The 25,506-nt window shown below is 59.9% G+C and carries 22 protein-coding genes; 17 read left to right on the top strand and 5 right to left on the bottom strand.

All coding sequences use genetic code 11. The features are described 5' to 3' along the window. Positions 1–97: 97 nt before the first annotated feature. The 3 genes from PVT68_RS11900 to PVT68_RS11890 all read left to right on the top strand — a co-directional run bounded on the left by PVT68_RS11900 (position 98) and on the right by PVT68_RS11890 (position 3,503). Complete coding sequence (locus tag PVT68_RS11900) at positions 98–973, top strand: YicC/YloC family endoribonuclease (RefSeq protein WP_280318320.1); 876 nt, start codon at positions 98–100, stop codon at positions 971–973. A gap of 7 nt (positions 974–980) precedes the next feature. Then, positions 981–2,219, top strand: coding sequence for a glycosyltransferase (locus PVT68_RS11895; protein ID WP_280318318.1), 1,239 nt, complete (start codon positions 981–983; stop codon positions 2,217–2,219). Between the two features lie 69 nt (positions 2,220–2,288). Continuing rightward, positions 2,289–3,503: an MFS transporter gene (locus PVT68_RS11890; protein ID WP_280318316.1), complete on the top strand. Its 1,215-nt coding sequence runs from the start codon at positions 2,289–2,291 to the stop codon at positions 3,501–3,503. Here the strand turns inward: PVT68_RS11890 and PVT68_RS11885 are convergent. Further along, the gene (locus PVT68_RS11885; RefSeq protein WP_280318314.1) at positions 3,500–4,042 is read right to left on the bottom strand and encodes a DUF805 domain-containing protein; all 543 of its coding nucleotides are present in this window, start codon (positions 4,040–4,042) and stop codon (positions 3,500–3,502) included. The two genes, PVT68_RS11890 and PVT68_RS11885, sit on opposite strands and share 4 nt — an antisense overlap. 678 nt (positions 4,043–4,720) lie before the next feature. Between PVT68_RS11885 and PVT68_RS11880 the strand changes: the two genes are divergently transcribed. Then, positions 4,721–6,514, top strand: a complete 1,794-nt coding sequence (locus PVT68_RS11880) for a S8 family peptidase (protein WP_280318312.1) — start codon at positions 4,721–4,723, stop codon at positions 6,512–6,514. 88 nt (positions 6,515–6,602) lie between these two features. Here the strand turns inward: PVT68_RS11880 and ahr are convergent, their stop codons facing one another. Beyond that, positions 6,603–7,610 carry an NADPH-dependent aldehyde reductase Ahr gene (gene ahr, locus PVT68_RS11875; protein ID WP_280318311.1) on the bottom strand — a complete coding sequence of 336 codons (1,008 nt, stop codon included), beginning with the start codon at positions 7,608–7,610 and terminating at the stop codon, positions 6,603–6,605. Between the two features lie 152 nt (positions 7,611–7,762). On the opposite strand from ahr, the gene PVT68_RS11870 reads away from it, so the two are divergent. From PVT68_RS11870 to PVT68_RS11850, 5 genes are all read left to right on the top strand, one after another. Beyond that, positions 7,763–9,007: a sterol desaturase family protein gene (locus PVT68_RS11870; protein ID WP_280318309.1), complete on the top strand. Its 1,245-nt coding sequence runs from the start codon at positions 7,763–7,765 to the stop codon at positions 9,005–9,007. Positions 9,008–9,248: 241 nt separating this feature from the next. After that, on the top strand, positions 9,249–9,869 hold the full coding sequence (gene gmk, locus PVT68_RS11865) for a guanylate kinase (protein WP_280318307.1): 621 nt from the start codon (positions 9,249–9,251) through the stop codon (positions 9,867–9,869). Positions 9,870–10,057: 188 nt separating this feature from the next. Beyond that, positions 10,058–10,321: a DNA-directed RNA polymerase subunit omega gene (gene rpoZ / locus PVT68_RS11860; protein ID WP_280318305.1), complete on the top strand. Its 264-nt coding sequence runs from the start codon at positions 10,058–10,060 to the stop codon at positions 10,319–10,321. A 57-nt stretch (positions 10,322–10,378) separates the two neighbouring features. Further along, positions 10,379–12,496 (top strand): RelA/SpoT family protein, encoded by a 2,118-nt coding sequence (locus PVT68_RS11855; protein WP_280318303.1) that lies wholly within the window; start codon positions 10,379–10,381, stop codon positions 12,494–12,496. Between the two features lie 469 nt (positions 12,497–12,965). Then, on the top strand, positions 12,966–13,349 hold the full coding sequence (locus tag PVT68_RS11850) for a RidA family protein (RefSeq protein WP_280318301.1): 384 nt from the start codon (positions 12,966–12,968) through the stop codon (positions 13,347–13,349). Between the two features lie 58 nt (positions 13,350–13,407). Here PVT68_RS11850 and PVT68_RS11845 read toward each other — a convergent pair whose 3' ends face one another. Next, positions 13,408–14,286 carry an NAD-dependent epimerase/dehydratase family protein gene (locus PVT68_RS11845; RefSeq protein ID WP_280318300.1) on the bottom strand — a complete coding sequence of 293 codons (879 nt, stop codon included), beginning with the start codon at positions 14,284–14,286 and terminating at the stop codon, positions 13,408–13,410. A gap of 229 nt (positions 14,287–14,515) precedes the next feature. Then, the gene (locus PVT68_RS11840) at positions 14,516–14,773 is read right to left on the bottom strand and encodes a GlsB/YeaQ/YmgE family stress response membrane protein (protein ID WP_280318298.1); all 258 of its coding nucleotides are present in this window, start codon (positions 14,771–14,773) and stop codon (positions 14,516–14,518) included. A gap of 234 nt (positions 14,774–15,007) precedes the next feature. On the opposite strand from PVT68_RS11840, the gene PVT68_RS11835 reads away from it, so the two are divergent. The 4 genes from PVT68_RS11835 (at position 15,008) to PVT68_RS11820 (ending at position 20,031) form a co-directional block, all read left to right on the top strand. Continuing rightward, positions 15,008–15,931, top strand: a complete 924-nt coding sequence (locus PVT68_RS11835) for a hydrogen peroxide-inducible genes activator (RefSeq protein ID WP_280318296.1) — start codon at positions 15,008–15,010, stop codon at positions 15,929–15,931. Then, positions 15,928–18,054, top strand: coding sequence for an ATP-dependent DNA helicase RecG (recG, locus tag PVT68_RS11830; RefSeq protein WP_280318294.1), 2,127 nt, complete (start codon positions 15,928–15,930; stop codon positions 18,052–18,054). Before PVT68_RS11835 ends, recG begins: the two co-directional genes overlap by 4 nt. Positions 18,055–18,401: 347 nt before the next feature. Beyond that, positions 18,402–19,085 (top strand): hypothetical protein, encoded by a 684-nt coding sequence (locus PVT68_RS11825; protein WP_280318292.1) that lies wholly within the window; start codon positions 18,402–18,404, stop codon positions 19,083–19,085. A 271-nt stretch (positions 19,086–19,356) separates the two neighbouring features. Continuing rightward, positions 19,357–20,031, top strand: coding sequence for a type 2 periplasmic-binding domain-containing protein (locus PVT68_RS11820; RefSeq protein WP_280318290.1), 675 nt, complete (start codon positions 19,357–19,359; stop codon positions 20,029–20,031). Between the two features lie 79 nt (positions 20,032–20,110). On the opposite strand, the gene PVT68_RS11815 is transcribed toward PVT68_RS11820, so the two are convergent. Further along, positions 20,111–21,421, bottom strand: a complete 1,311-nt coding sequence (locus PVT68_RS11815) for a dicarboxylate/amino acid:cation symporter (RefSeq protein ID WP_280318289.1) — start codon at positions 21,419–21,421, stop codon at positions 20,111–20,113. A gap of 222 nt (positions 21,422–21,643) precedes the next feature. On the opposite strand from PVT68_RS11815, the gene PVT68_RS11810 reads away from it, so the two are divergent. From PVT68_RS11810 to phoR, 4 genes are all read left to right on the top strand, one after another. Then, positions 21,644–22,231: a chorismate--pyruvate lyase family protein gene (locus PVT68_RS11810; RefSeq protein ID WP_280318287.1), complete on the top strand. Its 588-nt coding sequence runs from the start codon at positions 21,644–21,646 to the stop codon at positions 22,229–22,231. Between the two features lie 26 nt (positions 22,232–22,257). After that, positions 22,258–23,145 carry a 4-hydroxybenzoate octaprenyltransferase gene (gene ubiA, locus PVT68_RS11805; RefSeq protein ID WP_280318285.1) on the top strand — a complete coding sequence of 296 codons (888 nt, stop codon included), beginning with the start codon at positions 22,258–22,260 and terminating at the stop codon, positions 23,143–23,145. A gap of 142 nt (positions 23,146–23,287) precedes the next feature. Beyond that, positions 23,288–23,992 (top strand): phosphate regulon transcriptional regulator PhoB, encoded by a 705-nt coding sequence (gene phoB / locus PVT68_RS11800; RefSeq protein ID WP_280318283.1) that lies wholly within the window; start codon positions 23,288–23,290, stop codon positions 23,990–23,992. A gap of 130 nt (positions 23,993–24,122) precedes the next feature. Then, on the top strand, positions 24,123–25,436 hold the full coding sequence (gene phoR / locus PVT68_RS11795) for a phosphate regulon sensor histidine kinase PhoR (protein ID WP_280318281.1): 1,314 nt from the start codon (positions 24,123–24,125) through the stop codon (positions 25,434–25,436). The last annotated feature ends 70 nt before the right edge of the window (positions 25,437–25,506 follow it).

Below are 25,506 nucleotides of genomic sequence, written 5' to 3'. Positions count from 1 at the left end.
TAAAAGCCCGGCATTATAGCCGTCAAATCCTGCAATCACCCTGTGCTATGCTTTGCCGCTCTTTCCCACTGAGCAGCCTTTATCGGAGCAGGGCAGAATGGCCAACAACAAAGTGCGCAGCATGACCGCCTTCGGGCGCGCCGAAGTCAATTACTCCACCGGTACGGCCATATGGGAGATGCGCTCGGTCAACCACCGCTATCTGGAACCCCATTTCCGCCTGCCGGAAGCAGCGCGGGCACTGGAGCCGAAACTGCGGGAAACCCTGCGCAAAACCCTCAACCGCGGCAAGGTGGAAATGACCCTGACGCTGAAGCCCAATGTCGGTGAAGCGTCCCGACTGCAGGTAAACCAGCCGCTGGTGGAAGAACTGATTAAAGCCGCCAACCTGGTCGTCCCAGCCGCCGACAGCCTCTCCCTCAACCCGTTGGAAATTCTCAAGTGGCCGGGTGTGATCGCCGAGCCGGCAACCGATACCAATGAGCAGTCCAATGCCATTTTCGAAAGCTTCAACCAGGCCCTGCAGCAGGTACTGGAAAATCGCGAGCGCGAAGGTGCGGAGCTGGCCGGCTTTATCGAGGCACGCATCAAAAGTATCGGCGAACAGGTCACCGAAGTCCGCGCACTGCTGCCACAAATACTGGAAAATCAGCGCGAAAAACTGCGCACCCGCCTGCAGGAACTGCTGACGGAAATCGACCGGGATCGCATCGAGCAGGAAATTGCCCTGCTGGCACAGAAAGCCGATGTCGATGAAGAACTCGACCGTCTCGACGCCCACATCACTGAAACCCGCCGCGTATTGAAAAACGGCGGCGCCATCGGCCGCCGGCTGGATTTCCTGATGCAGGAATTCAATCGTGAAGCGAACACCCTGTCGTCAAAATCTGTGGTGACAGATACCACCCAGGCGGCGGTAGAACTCAAGGTGTTGATAGAGCAGATGCGTGAGCAGGTGCAGAACATCGAATAATTCTCGGATGTCCCGCAATACGAACAGGAAGCACGCACTACTGATCGCCAAGCAGTGGCCCGAACCCGCCTCCACCGCCGCCGGTCGACGTACACTGGATATTCTCGATCTGTTATCCGAGGCTGGTTATGCGGTGGAGATTGCCAGCCCGGCGCAGCCCACGCCGTTTCAGGCAAAGACCGGTTATGCAGAGCACCAGATCGAGGTGAATGAATCCAGCTTTGACGACTGGGTTCGCACGCTGGATCCGACCCTGGTGATTTACGATCGCTTCGTGATGGAGGAACAGTTTGGCTGGCGGGTGCGGGCGCAATGTCCAGACGCCATCACACTGCTCGACACCAGCGATTTTCACAGCCTGCGCGAGGCGCGCCACCAGGCGCTGAAAAGCGGTGAGCCGGTGAACCTGTTCAATGCCACCGCGGAGCGGGAAGTGGCGGCCATGGCCCGCTGCGATCTCACCATCATGATTTCGGAAGTCGAGGTGGAGCTGCTGAAACAGCACTTCTGCCTGCCGGACTGGCAGCTGCACTACCTGCCGTTTCTGGTGCGGGCGCTACCGGACCCGGAAACACTGCCCGGTTTCGAGCAACGGCAGCACCTGGTAATGATCGGGGGTTACAAACACGCGCCCAACCGCGATGCCACCGTCTGGTTTGCGCAGCAGGTGTGGCCGCGGCTGCATCCACTGCTGCCCGGAGTGGAGTGCCACGTGTACGGCGCCTACTCGGATCACGCCATGCATCGCCTCAGTGATCCGGCAACCGGGTTTCGGGTGCACGGGCGTACCGAGGATGCGCTGGCAACCCTGGCCCGCTACCGGGTGAACCTGGCACCGCTGCGCTTTGGCGCCGGGCAGAAGGGCAAGATTCTGGAAGGCTGGCTCACCGGCACGCCCACGGTCACCACCCCCATCGGCGCCGAGTCCATGGCAGCTGAAAATGCCTGGAGCTATGCGCTCAGCGATAGCCCCGAGCAGTTTGCCGCAACCACTGCGCAGCTTTATCAGAACCCGTCCGCGTGGCTCGCCGCGAGGGACGCCGGTATACGCGCACTGGAAAGCGGGTTTTCCTACCCGCACCACGCGGCAGCATTTATCGAGCGACTCGAAACCATCGCGACGAATCTGGAAGCCCACCGCAACCGCCAGATCTGGGGCCGCATTCTTCGGCGTACCGAGCACCGCGCCGAAGAGTTTATGAGCCGCTGGATCGAAGCCAAGAACAACGCGCAAAGCGACAGGTAACCGCCTGGTGTAACTGTCCGCACAGGGCTTTGACAAAAAGACACGGTAAAGACCGCCGCAAACGTTTCCATGCATAATTTCAGACCCGTCACCACCATCGCCGCGGCGCAACTATTTGGCACCTCTCTCTGGTTCAGCGCCAACAGCGCGGCGGATGATCTCGCCCGCAGCTGGCAGGTGGATACCACCGATGTGGGCTGGCTGACGAGTGCGGTACAGGGGGGCTTTATTCTCGGCACCCTGGTGCTGGCCCTCGGCGGTATCGCCGACCGCTATCGCGCCAGCAGGCTGTTTGTGGTCAGCGCGCTGGCAGGGGCACTGTTCAACGGGTGTTTTGCATGGCTTTCCCACGGAATGGGCAGCGCACTGGTGTTTCGCTTTCTGGTGGGCGTCTGTCTCGCGGGTATTTATCCACTGGGAATGAAACTTGTCGTCAGCTGGGCGCCGGAGCGGGCCGGGTCCGCGCTCGCGCAACTGGTGGCCATGCTGACCCTCGGCACGGCACTGCCTCACGGGTTGCGGGAGCTGGGTACGGGACTGCCGTGGCAACTGATCATCACCGCGTCCTCGTTGCTGGCGGTACTGGCGGCGCTGCTGATCCACCGGCTTGGCGACGGCCCGCACCTCCCTCAGCCCACAAAATCCAAGGCTTTACCTGTGCGCAGCGGTTTCACCCAGCCGGCAGTTTTGCAAGCCTTCCGCATCCCCGCCTTTCGCGCCGCCGCCTGGGGCTACTTCGGGCACATGTGGGAGCTGTATGCGTTTTGGGCGATTGTGCCGCTATTGGTATCGAGCACGCTGCTGGTTGAGCAGTACCCTGTGCTGGGTATTTCGGGCCTGTCGTTTGCGATTATCGCGGCGGGAGCTGTGGGCTGCCTGCTGGGCGGGGCGCTGTCACGGCACATTGGCAGCAGCCGGGTGGCGCTGGGGGCACTGACCGCATCCGGCAGTTGCGCGCTGTTGTTTGCAGTGTTCTGGGACCATTTGCCGGCAGCCACACTGGTGATCCTGCTGCTCATCTGGGGCGCTGCGGTGATTGCCGACTCACCGCAGTTTTCCGCCCTGTCTGCCACCGCTTGCCCGCGGGAGCTGGTGGGCGCGGCTCTGGCGATTCAGAACTCGATCGGTTTCGCCATTACCGTGGTATCCATCACCGGCGTCAGCGCACTGTTTCAGCTGACCGGGCCAGAAGCCGTGTGGCTGCTACTGCCTGGCCCGGTGTTCGGGGTGCTCGGTTTTATCGTTGCCAGCCGACATCAGCCGCTGGCGCAGAGATACACTTAGCCCGCCTGTTGCGCCCGTTCCACATATTCCTGGTACGCGGGGATGGCTACCGCGAAGATTGTGCCGATATAGGCGATGCCCAGCACGATACTCAGAACAAAAGCCACGATTACGCCGGTTGAATTGCGGGTTACCCGCGGGCCAAAGCTGTTGATGCCATCGGTGCCCGGAAAGAACAGCAGATATATGATCAATATAAAGTTCAGCAATGGCACAAACATCAGCAGCGACCACCACCCGGATCGCCCGAGATCATGCAGGCGGCGGATATACACCGAAAGCCCGAAGACCACACTGAACACCACGGTGATCCCGTTGACGATCAGTCCCAACGTCAAGTTGATCGGCACCAGAATTGCGGCGGCAATACCGCCAATGGCCATCAACAGAAAGGCGCCCAAAAATCCGTAAGTAACAAACCGCATACGACCAAGCCGGCCATCGAATGCAAAAAATTTGGGGCTCACTTGCTGGTGATCGAGGCCTGTATCCAGATCAGACGTTTGCGGAGACGCATAGGGATTGGCGACGGTGGACATAACAGTTTCCTTGTATTGTTTTTGTGACCCGGCCTGCGTACTCGCAGGCGCGCTCTCTTCGCGCCGGCGAGACCGGGTCCCGGATTATTGCAATGCAGGAAAAATTGGACAACCTCCAGCGGATTCGCCAATCGAAGTAACCGGAAACCTACCTGACCGGGCTATTTCCCCCTGCATAGCGAAACCAGCGCCAAGCTGGAATTACCCAAGTCATGCAAGCGACGAATGTAGAGCGAAAAGCCGTAGGCAACGCCGAAGCGACTATGGATTAGACCAGAAAGCGTTTGCGCCCGAGGCGGCCGGAGAATGAAAAAAGCTTTGGAGCTGCGGCGGCTAACTCTCTTGGATTTTATGCACCGCTATACAGATTTTTTATTTATCGGTGAAACTACCAAATTCATCCTAATTTTGTCGCGTAAATCATATTTTTGTCCGACCCTGACCATGAGGTTCGGACAACTATCTCCGTTATAGACGGGTATTAGGAAAATTTCTTGGAACAAACCGTTTTCCTGTGCAACGGCGATGTCCGCCCGGCAGATCGATAACCGGCGAGGCCAGGCTTTCCCCTCAGTGATTAAAGGGGAGGGAAGCCCCTCATCAGGTGGGACACTGCCGTCTTTCCCTTTCGGGTCTGGTGATCCTGTCAAACACAATATTCAGGAGATATCAGTAACAATGAAACCAATCCATCTGACAACCAAATGGGCCGGCGCCTTTTTCGGCGCATCGGCACTGCTGCTCGGAACTGCATTTTCCGCGCTGGCAGTGGAACCCGGGCTTTCGGCAACGACCGTCGCGCAAGCAGAAGTCGTCACCGACCGCATCATTATCAAATACAAAAATACCCTGGCCGGCGCCAATGCAAGCAGCATGTCACAGACCGCTCTGGAGCGCTCAGCCCATGTCGCTGGCCACGGCCTCGATCACGTGCGCCGCCTGGGGACCGGTGCGCAACTGCTGAAGCTGAAGAAGCGCACGGACAAGACCGAACTGGACGCCATCATCAGCCGTTTGCAGCAGGATCCGGAGGTGGAATACGCGGAGCCCGATCTGATGATGCATGCGCTCGCCACCCCGGATGACACCTATTACAGCTCTCAATGGCACTACTACGAGTCCACCGGGGGGCTGAATCTGCCCACTGCCTGGGATACCACCCAGGGTGAGGGTATTGTGGTTGCGGTGATCGACACCGGCTACCTGCCCCACGCGGACCTCGCTGCCAATATCCTTCCGGGTTACGACATGATTTCCGACACCTTTGTTTCCCGTGATGGTAATGGCCGCGACTCGGATCCCTCCGATCCCGGAGACTGGACGCTCAACAACGACTGTTACTCCGGCTGGCAGGCTACCAGCTCGAGCTGGCACGGCACCCACGTGGCGGGCACCATTGCCGCGGTAACCGACAACGGCAGCGGGGTAGCGGGTGTCGCCTACAAAGCCAAGGTGGTTCCGGTGCGTGTGCTGGGCCGCTGTGGTGGCTACACGTCGGATATCGCCGACGGCATTGTCTGGAGTGCGGGCGGGTCGGTCTCCGGGGTACCCAGCAACCCCAACCCGGCCAAGGTCTTGAACCTGTCCCTGGGGGGCGGCGGCAGCTGCGGTACCACCACCCAGAACGCCATCAACACGGCGCGCGGTCTGGGCGCCACGGTAGTGGTGGCGGCGGGCAACTCCAGCACCAACGCCTCCAGTGCCACGCCGGCCAACTGTTCCGGGGTGGTTACCGTAGCCTCGGTGGACCGCAGCGGCGGCCGCGCCTGGTACTCCAACTACGGCAGCGTGGTGGATGTAGCGGCGCCTGGCGGCGACACCTCGGTGGCGGCCAATGGCGTTCTGTCCACACTCAATAACGGCAGCACCACTCCCGGCAGCGATGTCTATGCCTACTACCAGGGCACCAGTATGGCAACGCCCCATGTCGCCGGTGCCGCTGCGCTGATTTATTCCATGGACACCACCCTTGGACCAGACGATGTGGAGAGCATTCTTACCAGTACCGCTCGCAGCTTCCCGGCCAGTTGCAGCCAGTGTGGCTCGGGCATAGTCGACGCGGCCGCGGCCGTTGCCTACGCCGGTGGCGGAAGCAGTAGCGGGGGCAGCAGCAGTAGCAGTAGTAGCAGCGGTGGAAGCAGCAGTAGTGGTGGTAGCAGTGGCGGCGAGGCCAGCGGCTGGATCGAAACCAACCTCTCCGACAGCCGCCGCAGATGGCAGCACTTCACCCTGGACGTAGATTCCGGGATTTCCAACCTGAATGTGGATATGTACGGTGGCAGCGGCGACGCAGACCTCTACGTGCGCTACGGCGCCCAACCCACGACCGGCAGTTACGATTGCCGTCCCTACCTGAACGGCAACACCGAGAGCTGTAGTTTCACCAGCCCGGCGGCCGGGACCTGGTATATCAGCATCCGCGCGTATCGAACCTATTCCGGGGTGACCCTGGAGGCCGCCGCGACCCCCTGATTTCTGCCTGGTGCAGATTGCGCCAACCCAACCCTTTGGCCGGCAGATTGCCGGCCTTTTTTGTGCCCGGATACCGTTAAGACAAACACTATTTTCCCGCCTCCAGCACGATCCTGTAGCGGGCCTCCCCGCTTTCCAACCGCGCAAAGGCATCATTGATACGGCTCATGGGGAAGTGTTCGACCAGCGGCGCAATCTGGTGGCGGGCGGCGAACTCGAGCATATCGGCGATGGTTGCAGGGCTGCCGACGGGCGATCCCGATACCTGGCGCTGAGACATCAGGAGATTGAACACATTGAGGTCCAGCGGCGCGGTGGTAGCGCCGACGAAGTGCAGTCGCCCGCGGGGCTTGAGGGTAGCGAGATAGGCGTTCCAGTCGAGCTTCACATTTACGGTGGAGATGATCAGGTCGAACCGGCTGGCGGCGGCTTTCAGTGCTTCGGGATCGCGGCTGTTGAGGGTGTGGTGCGCACCCAGCGCCAGTGCCTCGTCGCGCTTGTTGTCGCTGGAGGTAAACGCAGTCACATCGCACCCCCAGGCGTTGAGGAACTGCAGCGCCAGATGCCCCAGACCACCGATACCGATAACTGCCGCGCGGCTATTGGGTTTGATGCTGAACTGTACCAGCGGGTTGTACACGGTGATGCCGGCACAGAACAGGGGGCCGACCACTTTCGGATCGAGCCCTTCCGGAATGGGTACCACACTGCTGGCACTGGCACGCACCTTATCGGCGAAACCACCGTGATGGCCGATGATGGTGGGCTGGGCCTGGGCACAGAGATTGTGGTGGCCGTTATCGCACTCGCCGCAATGACCGCAGAAACCTGCGTGCCAGCCGAGCCCCACGCGCTGGTCTTTTTGCAGATGGGTCACACCGTCGCCGAGGTCGGTAATGCGCCCGACCACCTCGTGTCCCGGCACCAGCGGGTAGGCACTCATACCCCATTCATTGTTCACCACACTCAGGTCGCTGTGGCACAAGCCGCAGAACTCTACGGAAATTTCTACCTGCCCGGGCTTGAGCTCCCCAGGATCGTAACGGAATGGCTTGAGTTCGGCACCGGCGGCGTCGGCGGCATAAGCGTTGATCATGATGGCTCCGTCTGGTCTGGTTGCATGTCGTTAAAAAATCTCGCGGATTTCGAAATCCGGTCTCCCAGGACATTGTTCACGTCGCCGCCTGTGGCAACATTACCCGCGAGGTCAAAACAACCATAACGATATAGACAACTTGCGAGGTTCCCGTGGGGCTCGTCACCGCCGCCATTCCCTTTTTTCTGCTCGCTGTACTGATTGAACTGGCACTGGACCGCTGGCGCGGCTGGGGGCTGTACCGGTTAAACGACGCTATCGGCAGTCTCAGCGCGGGGATTCTCAGCCGGATTCTGGGGCTGGTGCGGGTGGGCATCCTGATGCTCATTTACATCCCCCTTTACCAGTGGATGCTGCCCACGTATCAGGACCTCGGCATTGCCTGGTCCATGGACAACCCGTGGCATCTGCTGCTCGCGGTGATCGCCTACGACTTCTGCTATTACTGGAAGCACCGCATCAGCCACGAGATCAACATCTTCTGGGCCGAGCATCTGGTGCACCACCAGAGCGAGGACTACAACCTCACCACCGCACTGCGCCAGTCCAGTGACCTGGTGCCGCTGGGCTGGATCTTCTACCTGCCGCTGCTGCTGATCGGCATGCCGCCGGAACTGCTGATCACTGCCGGCGCCATCGACCTGATCTACCAGTTCTGGGTCCACACCCAGAAATTCCCCAAGGTGCGCTGGATGGAGTGGCTACTGGTCACCCCCTCCAACCACCGGGTACACCACGCTCAGAACAAGGTGTATGTAGATCGAAATTACGGCGGTGTACTGATCGTGTGGGACCGGTTGTTTGGTACCTATCAGGAAGAACTGGAGCAGGAGCCCTGTATCTACGGGGTGCGCAAACCGCTCAATACGTTCGATCCACTGGCGGCCAACCTGCAACACTTCAAGCGAATGTGGCTGGACGCGGTTTACACCAAAAGCTGGAAGGAAAAGCTCACCCTGTGGTTCCGCGCCACCGGCTACCGACCCGCAGATGCAGAGGCGGCGATGCCGGTCCCCAGTTGCGACCTGGTTCATTTCCGCCGTTTCGACCCCGAGATCGCATCGGGCCTGCGCTGGTACGCCCTGGCCCAGCACCTGATTTACTCCGGTGCCACCCTGGCCCTGCTGTGGTACGGCAAACATCTTACCTGGGGTACGGCGACGCTGATGGTGTTAATGCTGGTAGTCGGCTTGGTAGTGAACGGTCGCATACTTGACGGTGAAGTCCGCTCCCGCAGCTGGGAGCTCGCCAGGCTGTCGTCCCTGGTGGTATCACTGCCGCTGATGCCATCCGCGCTGTGGGCACCTGTGACCGGCTACTCAATTCTTAGTATGACTGTTTGGTGTTTATTGGTTTTTTCTGGCAAGAACGATACAGTCAATTCCGTTCGCAACTAGCAACAGGAATCTCGTGGTAGCCGCACACCCTCCCCAAAAGGCAAGGCGGCTGAGGTTCCCCTGGCGCTCCCGGCCGGGAAAGGGGTGTCGGCCACTTTGCTGACCGGTACCCCGAAATACCCAACACCCTATTTCCCCCAACCCCGGCCGGGGGACTGCCTGTACTCCGTTCGCACGCCGCCGCCCGCTTTCGCTATAATCCCCGCCCACTCCAAATTCCAGTTATCCAGCAAGGTCCAGCGTGTCTAAAGGTACTCTCTATACGGTCTCCGCGCCTTCCGGCGCCGGCAAAACCAGTCTCGTCAAGGCGTTAATCGAGAACGACAGCCAGGTCACCGTATCTGTGTCCCACACCACGCGGCCCATGCGGCCCGGTGAGACAGACGGGATCAACTATCATTTCGTGAGCCGCGATGAGTTCGTGGAGATGCTCGGCCGGGCCGCGTTTCTGGAACACGCTCAGGTTTTCGAGAATTTCTACGGCACTTCCAAGGCCTGGGTTGAAGAGACCCTCGCCAGTGGCCGCGACGTGATTTTAGAGATCGACTGGCAGGGCGCCGCCCAGGTGCGCAAACAGATACCGGAAACCGTGGGAATCTTTATCCTGCCGCCTTCGCAACAGGCGCTACAGGAACGCCTGACCGGGCGCGGCCAGGACGCGCAGAGTGTGATCGACAAACGCATGGCGCAGGCGATCAACGAAATGTCCCACTATGTGGAAACGGATTACCTGATCATCAACGACGACTTCACTGCGGCACTGACCGAACTGCGCGCCATTCTGGTCGCCGAACGCCAGCGCCTTGCGCGCCAGCAGGTAGAGCACGCAGCGTTGCTGCAGTCGCTGTTGCGCAAGCAGTAGGGCGACGCACCCCGCTTTAAAAAATTCAGTGGCGTATTCATAGCATCATATGTGCACTGTTCGATTTGCGTACACCGCGCGGTCCGGTAGAATAGCTACCCCCAGTCTGTCCGGGCACTGACCCGACGGACAACAGAATTCGCCAATTCTCGCCCATTCGGGCGAACTCACACTGGAACAGAAGCTTTATGGCCCGTATTACCGTTGAAGATTGCCTCGATCACGTAGACAACCGCTTTGAGCTGGTCATTGTTGGCAGCAAGCGCGCCCGCCAGATCGCCACCGGCGGCCGGGATCCGATGGTTCCTGAAGAAAACGACAAGCCCACCGTGATCGCCCTGCGCGAAATCGAAGAAGGCTTCGTGGACGCAAGTATTCTCGACGAGCCGGAAGAAGAGCCGGTGCGCCACGTCACCCCGGCGCCGGTTTTCCTGTCCGAGCAGGATCTGTAATCCAGTTTGACCGTATTAATGCAGGATTTGCAGGAAACCTAAGAGGCGAGCGCGGCTTTGCACACCATCGACAGTCTGGCCCATCGCCTCTCGTCCTACCTTCCCTCCGATCAGATTCAGTTCGTCCGCCGCGCCTATTTTTATGCGGAACAGGCCCACGAAGGCCAGACCCGGCGATCCGGAGAGCCCTACATCACGCACCCCCTCGCCGTTGCCACCGTACTGGCCGGTATGCATATGGACGCCCAGAGCCTGGCCGCGGCCATGCTGCACGATGTGATTGAGGACACCGGCGTACCCAAGGCGGCGCTGGCGGAACAGTTCGGTGAGGAGGTCGCGGATCTGGTGGACGGGGTTTCCAAGCTGACCCAGTTCGAGACCGACAGCCCGGCGGAAAAGCAGGCGGAAAACTTCCAGAAAATGGCCCTGGCGATGGCGCGGGATATCCGCGTGATCCTGGTCAAACTGGCCGACCGCCTGCACAACATGCGCACCCTGGGCGCCCTCAAACCGGAGAAGCGCGCGCGCATCGCCCGCGAGACTCTGGAAATCTACGCGCCTATCGCCAACCGCCTCGGCATGAACGACGTGCGGATCGAATTTGAAGACCGCGCCTTTTTCGCTATTCACCCGCTGCGCGCCAGCCGCCTGCGCGCTGCGCTGGTCGCTGCACGGGGCAACCGCAAGGAGTTACTGGAAAAACTCCAGAACTCCATCGAGCTGCGAATGGAGCGGGAAAATATCGATGCGCTGGTCATCGGCCGCGAAAAACACCTGTACAGCATTTACCAGAAGATGCGCTCGAAGAAGAAGTCGTTCAAGGAAATCATGGACGTCTATGCCTTCCGCATCATCGTCGACAGTGTCGACACCTGCTATCGCTCCCTCGGGGTTATCCACAACCTGTACAAGCCGGTCATTACCGAGTTCAAGGACTACATCGCCATCCCCAAATCCAATGGCTACCAGTCCCTGCACACGGTTCTGCTGGGCATGCACGGGGTGCCGATCGAGGTACAGATCCGCACCAAGGAAATGGACGAGATGGCGAATAGCGGTATCGCCGCTCACTGGCTGTACAAATCCTCCGGCGATGAAGTACTCAATACCGGCGGTACCAGCCAGGTGCGCGCGCGCCGCTGGGTACAGGGGCTGCTGGAAATGCAGCAGCGCGCTGGCGACTCGCTGGAATTTATCGAGAACGTGAAGATCGATCTGTTCCCGGACGAGGTGTACGTGTTCACCCCCAAAGGCAAGATCATCGACCTGCCCGCCGGGGCCACCGCAGTGGACTTTGCCTACTCGGTCCACACCGATATCGGCAATTCCTGTGTCGCAGTGCGGATCAACCAGCGCTTGGCGCCACTGTCACAGCCACTGGAAAGTGGGCAGAAAGTAGAGATCCTCACCAGCAAGAACGTGCAGCCGAATCCCAACTGGCTCAACTTCGTGGTGACCGCGAAAGCACGCAGCGCTATCCGCCACTATCTCAAGCACCAGCGCCACCACGATTCCATCGCCCTGGGGCAGCGGCTGCTGGAAAAGGCCCTGGCCAAATTCCACCTGAAGCTTTCCGAGCTGGGTGAGGAGCAGATCCAGCGCGGGGTCAAAGAGGCGCGCTGCGAGAGCTTCGACAACCTGCTGGAAGAAATTGGCCTCGGCAACCGCGCGGCCTATTCCGCCGCCAAACTGCTGGTGCCACCGGGCACGGTAGAGACCGAGGCGAGCAATATCTCTTCACCGCTGACCATCGATGCCCAGGAGGGCATGATGATCAGCTTTGCGCGCTGCTGCCGCCCGATCCCCGGCGATACGATTATCGGCCATATCAGTTCCGGTAAAGGGGTGGTGGTACACCGGGATACCTGCCGCAATGCGGCGGAGCTGCGGGAGCACCCGGAAAACATTATGGCGGTGAACTGGTCCCCGGATGTGAAGGGGGAGTTTCTCGGCGATGTGCGGGTAGAAGTCGAATCCGAACGGGGCATCATCGCCCGTCTTGCCACGCGTATCACGGAGGAGGGCGCGAGCATTGAGCAGATCCACGTGGACGAAAAGGACGCGCAGCACAGCGTGATCGCGCTGACCCTGGAAGTGGCCAACCGGGTTCACCTGGCACGGGTGATGAAACGCCTGCGCAACCTGCCCGCTGTGCTCAAGATTGCCCGCCCGTAACTTATCAAGTTTCTGAACGGATTCTATAAGTTCGCAGTTGTCCGGCGCGAAGGCAAAGTTACCGATAACTTTGCCACCTCCCAGCGTACTGCCCAGCACCTCTACCCATTACCTCTACCCATTACCTCTACCCATTGCCTCTACCCATTGCCTCTGCTCACTACCTGTGCTCAGTGGTAGTCGGATGATCCGGCCCGCCCCCGGTGCCCACCCGCCAAACAACCTGCCGGCGATCGTTTGTCGCGCGGGCACCGGGGGTGGGCCTCTGTGGTTGGGGCGAACTGGCGGATGTTTTTGCAGAAAAATTGTGAAAATGAACGACGCATTGCGCGATTAATTCAGGAATGTGGATGGGTTCGCATATCGTCCGTATCGCCCCGTCATTGCTCCCCAAACCCCATAAACCGCGCTATATTCTCCCGCTTTCTTTTTCAGCAAGCAGGCCTTGTCAGGCCGGGAGAAGTAATCCATGCCCAATCGCGCCGTGATAAAAACCGATAAGGCACCGGCCGCAATCGGCAGCTATTCGCAAGCCGTCAAAGTGGACAACACCGTCTACCTGTCCGGTCAGATTCCCCTGGTTCCAGAAACCATGGAGCTGATATCCGACGATTTCAGGGAGCAGGCGGTTCAGGTATTCAAAAACCTGCGCGCCGTTTGTGAAGCCGCCAACGGTTCACTGGACACTATCGTAAAGCTGAATCTTTATCTGACCGACCTCAGCAACTTCGCCACCGTCAATGAGGTCATGGAAGAAATTTTCACCAAGCCCTTCCCGGCGCGTGCGGCCGTAGGTGTCAGCGAGCTGCCCAAAGGCGCGCAGTTTGAAGCCGAAGCGGTGATGGTGATTTAACACAGAAATTCGCACAGGCGGCGCCGCCCGACCTATGGGCGGCGCGAAGAGAAGGGAATCAATCGTTTTCCAGCAGGGTGGTGTAACCCGCGCGGTAATCCGGGTACAGCATCCGATAGCCACTAGCCAGCATGCGTTTGTTGCTCAATTTTTTCGAGCGGCGCTCGCTGGTGGCCACTTCCTCTCGCAGATGCGCGCTGGTGTAACCCATAGATTTTGCCAGCCAGCTCTGCAACTCGTACATCGGCACCGGCGTGCAGTCGGCGCCGATATACAAACGCTCAATCTCCATGCCTTTCTTTTGCCCCTCGATCAGATGGGCGAGAAAGCCTACTGCATCGTCCACATGGATACGGTTGCTGAACTGCGGCGGCAACGGCGGCGCACAGCGGCCGGCACGCACCTGGGACAGCAGGCGGTCGCGGCCGGGGCCATAGATTCCTGCAAAACGCACCACGCAGGTTTCCGTCACTGAGGACTGAACAATCTTTTCCGCGGCCAGCAGGGCCTCACCCTGATAGCTGCCAGGCAGGGGTTGCGAGCGCTCATCCAACCACTGGTCACCGCTCTGTCCGTACACCCGGGTGGAGGATATCCACAGGAACAGGCGCGGGGGCCTGGGCAAATCTGCCAGCGACTGACGCAGGGCGTTGGCGGTTTCCACGTAGGCGCGCTGGTAAGCCTGCGGGGTGCTGGCGCCAGGAGTGAAGGTGGCAATGACGATATCGGCACCGCCGCTCAGATGGCGGTGAATATCCTGCGGTTTGGTCGCGTCGCCGCGGCGCCAGTTGACCACGTCGGCGCGCCGCTTGCGCGCCAGTGCCTGCAACGGATTGCGCCGCACGCCAAATACATCGTACGCGTTGCGATCCAGCTTCAATGCCAGACGGGTCCCCAGATCACCGCAACCGAAGATCCAGACTTTTTCCTTTGTCATAACCGCTTGAATAAACCCCCGGATGCCGAAGATCGGCCCCTGATGTATTGCGCGCCACGGGACAGGACACCGAATCGACGCTTCCCGAAAACAATGAAGATAAGAGAATTTTTATGGGTTACTGCGAATTCTCAGTCACAAACCCCATTTATAACCTGTTTGCCGCTCACAATCTGTGACCGGGACCCGCAGTATACTGTGGGCCCCCGCACTCATCAGCCACGAAATGCTAACTTCGCGACTTCACCATCCGGAAAATGAGCAGTAGCACGATGGCGCCGATCACCGCAGTGATGATGTCGCCCAGGGAAAACCCCGTTACCGGGCCGCCAATGCCAACCATCGAGCCGAGCCAGCCGCCGATAAAGGCACCCACGATACCGATGACCATTGTGACAATCCAGCCACCGGGATCCGGGCCCGGCAAGATCCATTTGGCCAGCGCGCCTGCAATCAGGCCAAGAATAATCCAAGACAAGATTCCCATAGCGATTCTCCGCTTGTGTGTACGTTGAACACTTGCCCTTACACATATAGCAAGAAAAGCGCCATGGCACCGGTCGAGCGGCAGTTTAATAGCAAAAATTACTATTAATAAACTTTGCTAATAGCATTTTTTTCTAGGTTGAGACATTTATCCACCCCTATTCGAGATTTGCTGGTCCCCAGGGGGCATTTATGAATAAACTCTATCGCCAAGTTTTATCTGATTGCGATCGCTATGACACTCAACGAATTGCGCTACATCGTTACCCTGGCCCAGGAGCAGCATTTTGGCCGCGCCGCAGAACGCTGCTTTGTAAGCCAGCCCACCCTGTCCATCGCCGTCAAAAAACTGGAAAAAGAACTGGGCGTGGCATTGTTTGAACGCTCCAAGACCCGTGTGCAGGCGACGCCGCTCGGGGAGCGGATCGTAGCCCAGGCGCAACTGGTGCTGGAGCAGTCCGCCGCCATCAAGGATATCGCCAGCGCCGGTAAGGACCAGTTGAGCAGCCCGCTTTCCGTAGGCGCCATCTTTACCATTGGCCCCTACCTTTTCCCCCACTTTATCCCTCAATTGCAGCAATTGGCGCCTCAGATGCCGCTGTATGTAGAAGAGGGCTACACCTCGACCCTGCGCGCACGATTGCGCAAGGGCGAGCTGGACGCAGTGATTCTCGCGCTGCCATTTACCGAGCCTGATGTGGTCACCCAGCCCCTTTACGACGAACCTTTCGTGGTGCTGATGCCCTCGGATCATCCGCTCGCCAGTTATGATGCGCTGGCACCGGAGCAATTGTGTGAAGACAATGTGCTGCTGCTAGGGGAGGGCCACTGCTTCCGCGATCAGGTGCTCGAGGCCTGCCCACAACTGCAGCAATCGATTGAAAAAGAGGCGGGCAGCGGGCATATCCGCACCGCTGCCGACGGCAGCTCCCTGGAAACTCTGCGCCACATGGTGGCCTCGCGCCTCGGCATCACCGTACTGCCCCTGTCAGCGGCTGCCGCTTCCCAGTATGCCTCTGGCGTGCTGGTAACCCGTCCGTTCGTCGCACCGGCACCACAGCGCACCGTAGCGCTGGCCTGGCGCGCCAGTTTCCCACGCCATCGCGCCATCGATATGCTGCGCGACGCCATTAACCAGTGCCAGCTCAAGAGTTCGTGAACCCCGATCGAAACCAGCCTGACCAGCCAGAAAAGACGCTCGCGGAAACTCCCGTCACTGCCCTCAAAGGTGTCGGCGCCAAGCTGGCGGAAACACTGGCCAAGCTCAATATCAGCTCCCTGCAGGATTTACTGTTCCACCTGCCGCTGCGTTACCAGGACCGCACCCGGGTGGTACCGCTGGCGGGCCTGCGACCGGGGATGGATGCCGTGGTGGAAGGCGAGGTGCGCGCCGCCGACGTGGTTTTCGGCCGCCGTCGCAGTCTCGCGGTGCGCCTGCAGGACACTACCGGCAGTATTACCCTGCGCTTCTTCCACTTCACCGCCGCCCAGAAAAACCGCCTCGCCCCCGGCGCCCGGGTGCGCTGCTATGGCGAAGCCCGCCGCGGCAGTGCCGGTGTAGAACTGTATCACCCGGAAACCGAAATCATCGGCGAGGAAATCTCGCCAGCGGCAGAAACACTCACTCCGGTTTATCCCCTCACCGAGGGCCTCGGACAGGGGCGCCTGCGCGCATTGATCGGCCAGGGGCTGGACTGGCTGGCCCAGGGCAATGTCACCGAACTGGTACCGGCATCACTGTTACCCAAAGCACTGCGGATGCCATTGGCCGGCGCACTGATGTACCTGCATCAGCCGCCGGCGGACGCGGACCTCGCACAGCTTGCCGAAGGCCAACATCCGGCACAGCAGCGGCTGGCGCTGGAGGAGCTGCTCGCTCACCACCTGAGCCTGCTGGAGCTGCGTCGCAGTGCATCCAAAGTGTCCGCGCCCCCGCTGGAAGCCAACGCCGCACTGGAGCGGGATTTCCTCGCGCGCCTGCCGTTTTCACCCACCAATGCCCAGCAGCGTGTGGGCCGGGAAATTGCCGACGACCTCGCCGGTACGGCCCCCATGATGCGTCTGCTGCAGGGGGACGTCGGCGCCGGCAAAACCCTGGTCGCCGCTCGCGCGGCACTGCAGGCCATCGGCGCCGGTTACCAGTGCGCGGTGATGGCACCGACAGAGGTCCTCGCCGAGCAGCACCGGATCAATTTCTGCGGCTGGCTGGAGCCCCTCGGTATTACCGTGGCCTGGCTCACCGGCAGCATGAAGGTTTCGGAAAGACGCGCACAACTGGCGGCGATTGCAAATGGCGATGCGCAGCTGGTCGTGGGTACCCACGCTCTGTTCCAGGAAGGGGTGGCATTCCACCGCCTGGCACTGGTGATCATCGACGAACAGCACCGCTTCGGCGTGGCACAGCGACTGCAACTGCGTGAGAAAGGCGCCGTCGAGGGCGCTCCAGGGGACCAACAGCGCACCCAGCCCCATCAGTTGATCATGACCGCAACCCCAATTCCGCGCACCCTGGCGATGTCCGCGTTTGCCGATCTCGACTGCTCGGTGATCGACGAGCTGCCTCCCGGACGCCAGCCTATCAACACCGTCGCCATCTCCAGTGAGCGCCGCTATGACGTCATGGAGCGGGTACAGAATGCGGTGCGCGAAGGGCGCCAGGCCTACTGGGTGTGCACCCTGATCGAAGAATCGGAGACTCTGCAGGCCCAGGCCGCGGAATCTACAGCGGAAGAGCTGGCAGACACCCTGGACGGTGTGCGCGTAGCGCTGGTGCACGGGCGCATGAAGCCCGATGCCAAGGACCTGGTGATGAAAGCGTTCAAGGCCGGGGAGGTGGACCTGCTGGTGGCAACCACAGTGATCGAGGTGGGAGTGGACGTGCCCAATGCCAGCCTGATGATTATCGAAAACCCCGAGCGCCTCGGGCTCGCCCAGCTCCATCAGTTAAGAGGGCGGGTCGGCAGGGGAAGTATCGCCAGTCACTGCGTGCTGATGTACAGCACACCGCTGTCCGCCAATGGCCGCGCGCGCCTGCAGGCCCTGCGCACTCATGCGGACGGGTTCGCGATTGCCGAAGAGGACCTGCGCCTGCGCGGCCCGGGAGAAATCCTCGGCACCCGCCAGACCGGCGAAATCCAGCATCGCATCGCCGACCTGCAGCGGGATGCCCACCTGCTGCCACAGATTCAGAAAATTGCCGCGGCACCGGAGCTCAGTAGCCCAGCCCGCAGTGCCCTGATCCGTCGCTGGCTACACAACAAGCCGCGCTTTGCGGAAGCCTGACACAACCTCCTGCTCCTGAGCTCCAGCCCCATCTCCAGCCCATCCCCAACCTGCAGGATAAATACGCCGCCAGCGCGCCCTTCCACTATCGGTAACACCGCAGAACCGGTATCGATTTTGCAAACTTGTCCACATCGGTAATGAGACACAATTATTGTTTAGACCAATTGGTCAACAATAGTCATTAATATTTTTGCGCTCAACTTCGAGCAATGGCAGCCTCCCCCAAAAGGGCTAACTCATGTCCACTAACAGGGTGATTACAAAAACCCGATTACCGGCTGGCCCAAGTTGCCGGGCAGGCCACCACATTCACGATTACCGAATCAGAATCAGGAAGATTCCCAGTGAACATCTCCAGCGCGCCCACAACTCTTTTCAGTCTCCTGTTGTCGACAGTTCTGTCTGCCTCCCCGGTCTCGGCACAAAGTCTGTTCAGCAGCAGCGACAAGCCCGTACCTACAATCACTCTGGCCAAGGCGGAGATCCTCGCAGATATTCCCACCCCCATGCAGGGCAACGACATCAACGCCCTGCTCGCACAGGCGGCCGGCGGCGGGCTATCGGCCGCCAAAGAAGCTTCCAGTCGTGCATTTAGTGCGCAGTTGCGCAGCAAGCTCGACAACGGCCTGCGGACGCTACTCACTGAAGAGGAAGTACCCGTGGGCACCGATAGCGGCGCGCTGACCCTGCACCACGCGGTGGACATTGCGGTGATCAAGCAGTTGAGCGGCCTCGACAACCGCGGTGACTATGAAATTGAGCAGGGTAACCTCAGTGCCAGCGGGGACTTCCACCTGCGTCTGCAGGCCCCCGATGGTGCGCTGCTGATCGATAAACACCTGGATATCGCCGACCTGCGCCTCAAGGGCAACTACGAGATCAGGACCCCGCTGGGCGACGGTACTATAGAAGACGATACCGAGGCGCAACTCACGGTACTGTGTGACACCCTGGTAAAACGAATTCTCGACCGCATTGATGGCGACCTTAAGGCGAGTAACCTACAGAAACTTGCCACTAGCCAATGAATTCTGCGGTGGGCCCCCGGGCCCACCCGCTGCCCTATCTTCCGGCCCGCCATCCCCGGTCACGCCATTCCCACCTATACCAACTTCCGATCCCGAACCGTGACGACACACACATAGCCGACCGATACTGACGCACAAGTCACGGAAAAATTTTGCTCTCCCCGGTAATAAATGGCAGCCTGTAACTGTTTTTTCATAAATACAGAGCGAAAAAATTCGCCGTATCAAAAAATAATCCCCGTGCGCATAAAAAATAATACCGGGAGCGAGAATGAGAGCTTTAGCAATTCGCGGACTGGCATTCGCCGGTCTGCTCACCATCACGTCCGCAACACAGGCCCAGAGCAGTTTCTGGGGTGGTAATGACCAGGTCCCGAGCCTGAATATTGCCCCCGCAACCCTCCGGATCGATGTGCCCATGCCGGTCTCCGGCGACGATCTACAGTTAATGCTGGCGCAGGCGGCCAACGGCGGCGGACTGGCAGACCTCAAGCAGGAAGCTGTACGCACCTACACCCAACATCTACAGGGCGAATTAACTCGGCTGCTGCACGATCATCTGGAAGATGAACGGATTCCGCTGGTAAAGCAGGAGGGCGTGCTTACCCTGCAGAATGATCTGAAACTCAAGGTGATCAAGCACCTGAGCGCGATGAAGCCCAAAGGCGACTACGATCTGGAGCAGGGCAATGTGGCCCTGAGTGGCGAATTCCACTACCTGTTGAAACACAACGACGGCACCACCCTGCAGGAAAAACACATCGCCCTCCGCGACCTCGGTATCACCAGCAAATACCGCGTGCGCAATTACCGCGACGGCCGCACCAACGACGACAACACCGAAGAAGCGATCAAAGATGCCCTGAGCAAACTGGCGGAAGAGCTGATGGAGTCGCTGGAAGACGACCTGGAAGCAGACAAGCTGCGGGAAATCGCCGCACGGTAGTAAAAGGCCCCCGCTGAAAATGAAAAAGGGCGAACCGAGGTTCGCCCTTTTTTGCGTCCGCCCATGCCGGCAGCCGGCCTCAGGAAGTCGCTGTGCGCTCCTCGCCGCTATTCACCACACTGTGATAGTTGTCGTCGTCGAAGGTGCCCAGATTCAATGCTCCCTCGCTCTTGGCAACAATGGTGGTCACTACCGCATCACCAGTAATATTCACCGCCGTGCGCACCATGTCCAGCAGGCGATCCACACCCATCACGATCGCAATGCCTTCCAGCGGTAGACCCACCTGCTGCAGCACCATTGCCAGCATGATCAGACCAACACCGGGAACACCGGCGGTACCGATGGAGGCCAGAGTCGCGGTCAGGATCACCGTGAGATACCCCATCAGACCAATTTCGATACCGTACAGCTGGGAGATGAACACCGTCGCCACACCCTGCATGATCGCGGTGCCATCCATATTGATGGTGGCTCCCAGGGGGATGGTGAAAGACGCCACCTTGTTATCCACACCCAGGCGCTTCTCCACCGTCTGCAAGGTCACCGGCATGGTCGCCGCCGAGGATGCGGTACTGAACGCAAATACCATCGCCGGGCGCATCTTCTTCAGAAGCTGCAACGGATTCAGACCGGTCAGCAGCTTGAACAGCAGCGAGTAGACCCCCAACCCGTGCAACGCCAGCGCCAGTAACACCACCATGAAATACTTCAGCAACTGCAAAATCGCATCCAGCCCCAGCTGTGCAATCTTGTTGGCCAGCAGCGCAAACACGCCATAGGGTGCGAACACCATCAATACGCTGACCATGCGCATGATGACATCGTTCAGATCATTGAAAAAACCGGCAATCCGCTGGCCCGGCTTACCGCTGCGGGAAATGGCATAGCCCATCAGCAGGGCAAAAACGATGATCTGCAACATATTTCCCTTGGCCATGGCCTCCACCGGGTTGGTGGGGAAAATATTCACCAGCACATCGGACAAAGGCGGCGACGGTTTCGCCTCAAAGGTGCCACCCCCGACAATGCCTTCCAGGCCGCTGCCAGGCTGGATCACCAGCGCCAGCAATAACGCCAGAGAAATGGCCAGTGCGGTGGTCACTAGATACAACACCACCGTCTTGCCCGCCAGCACCCCCATGCGACTGCCTTCCGACAGCGCGCAGGAACCGCACACCAGAGACACCAGTACCAGCGGCACCACCATCAGCTTCAGGGAGGCAATGAAAATCCGCCCGATGATGTCGAACAGGCCACTGGTGAGGTAGTTGTTGATGAAATCCGTTACCCCGGCACCGAGGATCTGGCTGGTATTGAAAAAATTGAACAGCAAGCCGACCGCAATACCTGCGATCATGGCCAGTACGATTTGTTTTGTGAGCCCCATGGTCCGCCCTGTGTTAGACACCACTAGTACCGTGGTTAAAACATTTTTGTTAGATCGTTTAGATAAGAGTGATGCACCCGCTAGCGGCACCGCCACCAAACGGGTTCAAGCCCCACACCAACCGCCACTATATCGGCAGGGCGGTGGGGGGGCAAAGCCGGTCATTCCCACGCATCCCCGCTCGGGTACAATGGGCGCTTTTGAACCTGCGTGGAGTCTGCGTTGTACCACTCCCCCATTGAGTCCCCCTATCTGGCGATCGGCGACTGGTATCCTCAGCCCCTGGAAAGCCTGCACGGACAAACGCCACCGGAACAACTGCTTCCCTGGCTGCTACATCCCGGCTCTCTCACCGCCGCCCTCAAACATCTCAGCGGCGGACCATTCCGGGTGCAGATCCTCAGCCAGGGCTGGCAAAACCCCCTGCTCGAAGAGCGCCGCGCCCTGAACCTCCGGGACAGAACCCGCGCGCTGGTGCGCGAAGTCCTCCTCTACGGCAGTGACAAAAACCCCTGGGTTTACGCCCGCAGTGTTCTTCCCGAACGCACACTCGCCGGCAAATCCCGCTATCTGCGCAACCTCGATAGCCGCCCCCTGGGGGAGCTCCTGTTCAGCCAGCCGGACATCCGCCGCGGCCCCATCGTACTCAACCGCCTAGCACGCAATCCGCGCTGTGCGCTGCCCGAGCTCAACGATTCCGAATCCAGTGCCTGGGGCCGCCGCTCCGCCTTCTGGCTCGGGGATAAACCCCTGCTGGTTGCAGAGACTTTCCTGAGCGGGTTCAATCCCCACAAACCACCCATGGCCTGAGCGGAAACCAACACCGGAAGCATCCTATGCAATTGATCAGCCAACAGATTCAGCAGCGCTGGCCGACGGCACTGCCCTACTGGCAGCTCGCCCGCCTCGACCGTCCCATTGGCTCGCTGCTGTTGCTGTGGCCCACTTGGTGGGCGCTGTGGATCGCTGCCGGCGGCTGGCCCGGGTTGCACTTGTTTGCGGTTTTCTCACTCGGTGTAGTCCTCACCCGCGCTGCCGGTTGTGCAGTCAACGACTTTGCCGACCGCAATATCGACGGCCACGTCAAACGCACCCGACAGCGCCCACTGGCGACCGGCGCAGCCACCACCAGGGGTGCGCTGCTGCTGTTTACCGGCCTGATGCTACTGGCGTTTCTGCTGGTGCTGACCACCAACCGGTTGACGGTGCTCCTGTCTCTGGCGGCGCTGGCGCTGGCCTTTTGCTACCCTTTCGCCAAACGCTACACCCATATGCCCCAGGTGGTACTGGGCGCGGCCTTCAGTATGGGCATTCCCATGGCGTTTGCCGCGGTAAGCGGGGAAATTCCACCGCTGGCGTGGCTGATTTTTACCGCCAATCTGCTGTGGACGGTGGCCTATGACACTTTCTACGCCATGGTGGACCGCGACGACGATCTCCGCATCGGCGTCAAATCCACTGCAATCCTGTTTGGAGAGATGGACAGGCTGATGACCGGCTGTCTGCAGGCAATGGTCATCGTAGCGCTGCTGATGCTGGGCGGCCGCGCGGAACTGGGCGCGCTGTTTTATTGCGGCCTGGCCGTTGCCGCGGGGCTTTTCGGCTACCAGCAGTGGCTCATCCGGGAGCGCGAGCGTGACCGCTGCTTCCAGGCGTTTTTAAACAATAACTGGGCGGGCGCCGCGGTCTTTGCCGGTATATTTCTCCATTATCTGACCCGTTGAATCCCTTTTTCATTGGCTTTTCACTGCCTGCCGCTGCTACTCGGTACGACTGTCATATATTTGTCATTAAAGTGACGTTAAATGACCGCTTAAAAATTAATGTCAGACGAGTGACAGCAAACCATTGGGGTATGGCAGGCAGATGCACAGCAAGACGATTCTAATAGTCGACGACGAAGCACCGGTGCGGGATATGTTGCGGGTGGCGCTGGAGATGGCGGACTACCGCTGCCTGGAAGCGGAAAATGCCCAGGAAGCCCACGCGCTGGTAATCGACGAGAAGCCGGATCTGATTCTGCTGGACTGGATGCTGCCGGATGTATCCGGTGTGGAACTCGCCCGCCGCCTGAAACGGGATGAACTGACGTCCTCCCTGCCGATCATCATGCTGACAGCGAAAGGGGAGGAGGACCACAAGATCAAGGGGCTGGAGACCGGCGCTGACGATTACATCACCAAGCCGTTTTCTCCCCGCGAGCTGGTGGCCCGCCTCAAGGCGGTGTTGCGCCGCACGGGCCCGAGTACGCCGGAAGAACCGTTGACTGCCGGCGGCCTGGTACTGGATCCGATCAGCCACCGGGTAACCATCCACGGCAGCCCGGTGGAGATGGGCCCCACCGAATTCCGCCTGCTGACATTTTTCCTTTCCCACCAGGAGCGCGCCTATACCCGCACCCAGTTGCTGGACCACGTGTGGGGTGGCAACGTGTACGTGGAAGAGCGCACCGTGGATGTGCACATCCGCCGCCTGCGCAAAGCTCTCACTGTCGATGGCCACGAACGCTACATCCAGACCGTGCGCGGTACCGGTTATCGCTTTTCTGTACAGACTGTGGAAAGAGTGTAACCATCTCCCTACGCAATTTTCGGGCATTCCGCGAAGCGTCGCGGAAAGTCCGGTGCTTTGCCTTCGCATAAAGTACGCAGGTGCACTGAACTCCGGTCAATGCACCCCAAAACAAGATGGCCGAACCATCATGCTCGATCGCAGTATTGGCGAGTTCTCGCGCTTCATCGTAATCGCCCTCGGCACCACCATTTTTGGTTTTTCCTCTGGTCACTGGTGGCTGGCACTGTGTGTCGGCCTCGCGGTTTACCTGTTCTGGCTGCTGTGGCAACAGAACAGTTTCGACCGCTGGCTGAGTAACGGACGGCGCGGGCCGGCGCCGACAGCGTTCGGGGTGTGGGGTGATATTTCCGATGATTTCTATCGCCTGCAGCGTCGTCACCGCAAGGAAAAGCAAAAGCTCCACGCGATGCTACGGCGGGTACAGGACAGCACCAGTGCCCTGCGTGAGGGCATTGTGGCACTGGAGGATGAGGGCAATCTGGCGTGGTGGAACCCGGCGGCGGGGCAGATGCTGCGGCTGCAGCCGGACGACGCCGGACAGCCACTGGTGAACTTTATCCGCGATCCGCGTTTTGTGGAGCACATACACCTGCGCATGCGCCGACACAACCATAGCGCCCAGGAACCGATCACGTTGCCGGCGCCCGGGGATGATTCCCGTATCCTGACATTGGAAGTCACCCGTTTCGGACAGGACGAGGCGCTGGTTATCGTGCGCGATGTGACACGGCTGCACAATCTGGAGCAGATGCGACGGGATTTTGTGGCGAATGTCTCTCACGAGTTGCGCACGCCGCTGACGGTAATCGCGGGCTATCTGGAAACCTTGCAGGCCAGTGGCATGGCGCCGCAAAAATGGGAGCGACCGCTGATGCAGATGAGCGAGCAGACGGTACGCATGACCAGCCTGGTGAATGATCTGCTGCTTCTGGCGCGACTGGAGACTTCGGAGCGCGACAGCGGCCGCGACCGGGTGTCAGTGCGCGAGCTGATGGAGCGGGTGGCCGGCGAGGCCAGATCCCTGAGTGGTGGACGCCACGATATTGCCGTAGCCTGTGAACAGGACAACATCATTACCGGCGATGCTGGCGAATTACACAGCGCTTTTGCAAACCTCGCGTTTAATGCGGTCAAGTACAGCCCCGACGGCGGCCCCATTGAGCTGCGCTGGAAAACCGACACAGACGGCGGCCACTTCGCGGTGAAGGACTGCGGTATCGGCATCGACTCACTGCATATCCCGCGCCTGACCGAGCGCTTTTACCGGGTGGATGCGGGCCGCTCGCGAGAAAGTGGCGGCACCGGCCTGGGGCTCGCTATCGTCAAGCATGTGCTGCTGCGGCACAGTGCCAACCTGAGCGTCACCAGTACCCCGGGGCGCGGCAGTACCTTTACCCTCAACTTCCCCCCGCAGAAACTGACCCCAGGCAGCTCTGCCTGATCCCCAGTGGATCCGGTTGTGGACTACCCGCAACAAACCAGTTCAAACCGACACAAATCAAAAAGGGGCC

This window comes from Microbulbifer bruguierae (assembly GCF_029869925.1).
GTDB lineage: Bacteria > Pseudomonadota > Gammaproteobacteria > Pseudomonadales > Cellvibrionaceae > Microbulbifer > Microbulbifer bruguierae.
The sequence above is the reverse complement of the archived record's forward strand: the minus strand, read 5'-3'. Positions and strand labels throughout refer to the sequence as shown.

Coding starts and splice junctions, on each gene's coding strand:
- PVT68_RS11900 (WP_280318320.1), top strand. CDS start 98: ATGGCCAACAACAAAGTGCGCAGCATGACCGCCTTCGGGCGCGCCGAA.
- PVT68_RS11895 (WP_280318318.1), top strand. CDS start 981: ATGTCCCGCAATACGAACAGGAAGCACGCACTACTGATCGCCAAGCAG.
- PVT68_RS11890 (WP_280318316.1), top strand. CDS start 2,289: ATGCATAATTTCAGACCCGTCACCACCATCGCCGCGGCGCAACTATTT.
- PVT68_RS11885 (WP_280318314.1), bottom strand. CDS start 4,042: ATGTCCACCGTCGCCAATCCCTATGCGTCTCCGCAAACGTCTGATCTG.
- PVT68_RS11880 (WP_280318312.1), top strand. CDS start 4,721: ATGAAACCAATCCATCTGACAACCAAATGGGCCGGCGCCTTTTTCGGC.
- ahr (WP_280318311.1), bottom strand. CDS start 7,610: ATGATCAACGCTTATGCCGCCGACGCCGCCGGTGCCGAACTCAAGCCA.
- rpoZ (WP_280318305.1), top strand. CDS start 10,058: ATGGCCCGTATTACCGTTGAAGATTGCCTCGATCACGTAGACAACCGC.
- PVT68_RS11850 (WP_280318301.1), top strand. CDS start 12,966: ATGCCCAATCGCGCCGTGATAAAAACCGATAAGGCACCGGCCGCAATC.
- PVT68_RS11845 (WP_280318300.1), bottom strand. CDS start 14,286: ATGACAAAGGAAAAAGTCTGGATCTTCGGTTGCGGTGATCTGGGGACC.
- PVT68_RS11840 (WP_280318298.1), bottom strand. CDS start 14,773: ATGGGAATCTTGTCTTGGATTATTCTTGGCCTGATTGCAGGCGCGCTG.
- PVT68_RS11835 (WP_280318296.1), top strand. CDS start 15,008: ATGACACTCAACGAATTGCGCTACATCGTTACCCTGGCCCAGGAGCAG.
- PVT68_RS11820 (WP_280318290.1), top strand. CDS start 19,357: ATGAGAGCTTTAGCAATTCGCGGACTGGCATTCGCCGGTCTGCTCACC.
- PVT68_RS11815 (WP_280318289.1), bottom strand. CDS start 21,421: ATGGGGCTCACAAAACAAATCGTACTGGCCATGATCGCAGGTATTGCG.
- ubiA (WP_280318285.1), top strand. CDS start 22,258: ATGCAATTGATCAGCCAACAGATTCAGCAGCGCTGGCCGACGGCACTG.
- phoB (WP_280318283.1), top strand. CDS start 23,288: ATGCACAGCAAGACGATTCTAATAGTCGACGACGAAGCACCGGTGCGG.
- phoR (WP_280318281.1), top strand. CDS start 24,123: ATGCTCGATCGCAGTATTGGCGAGTTCTCGCGCTTCATCGTAATCGCC.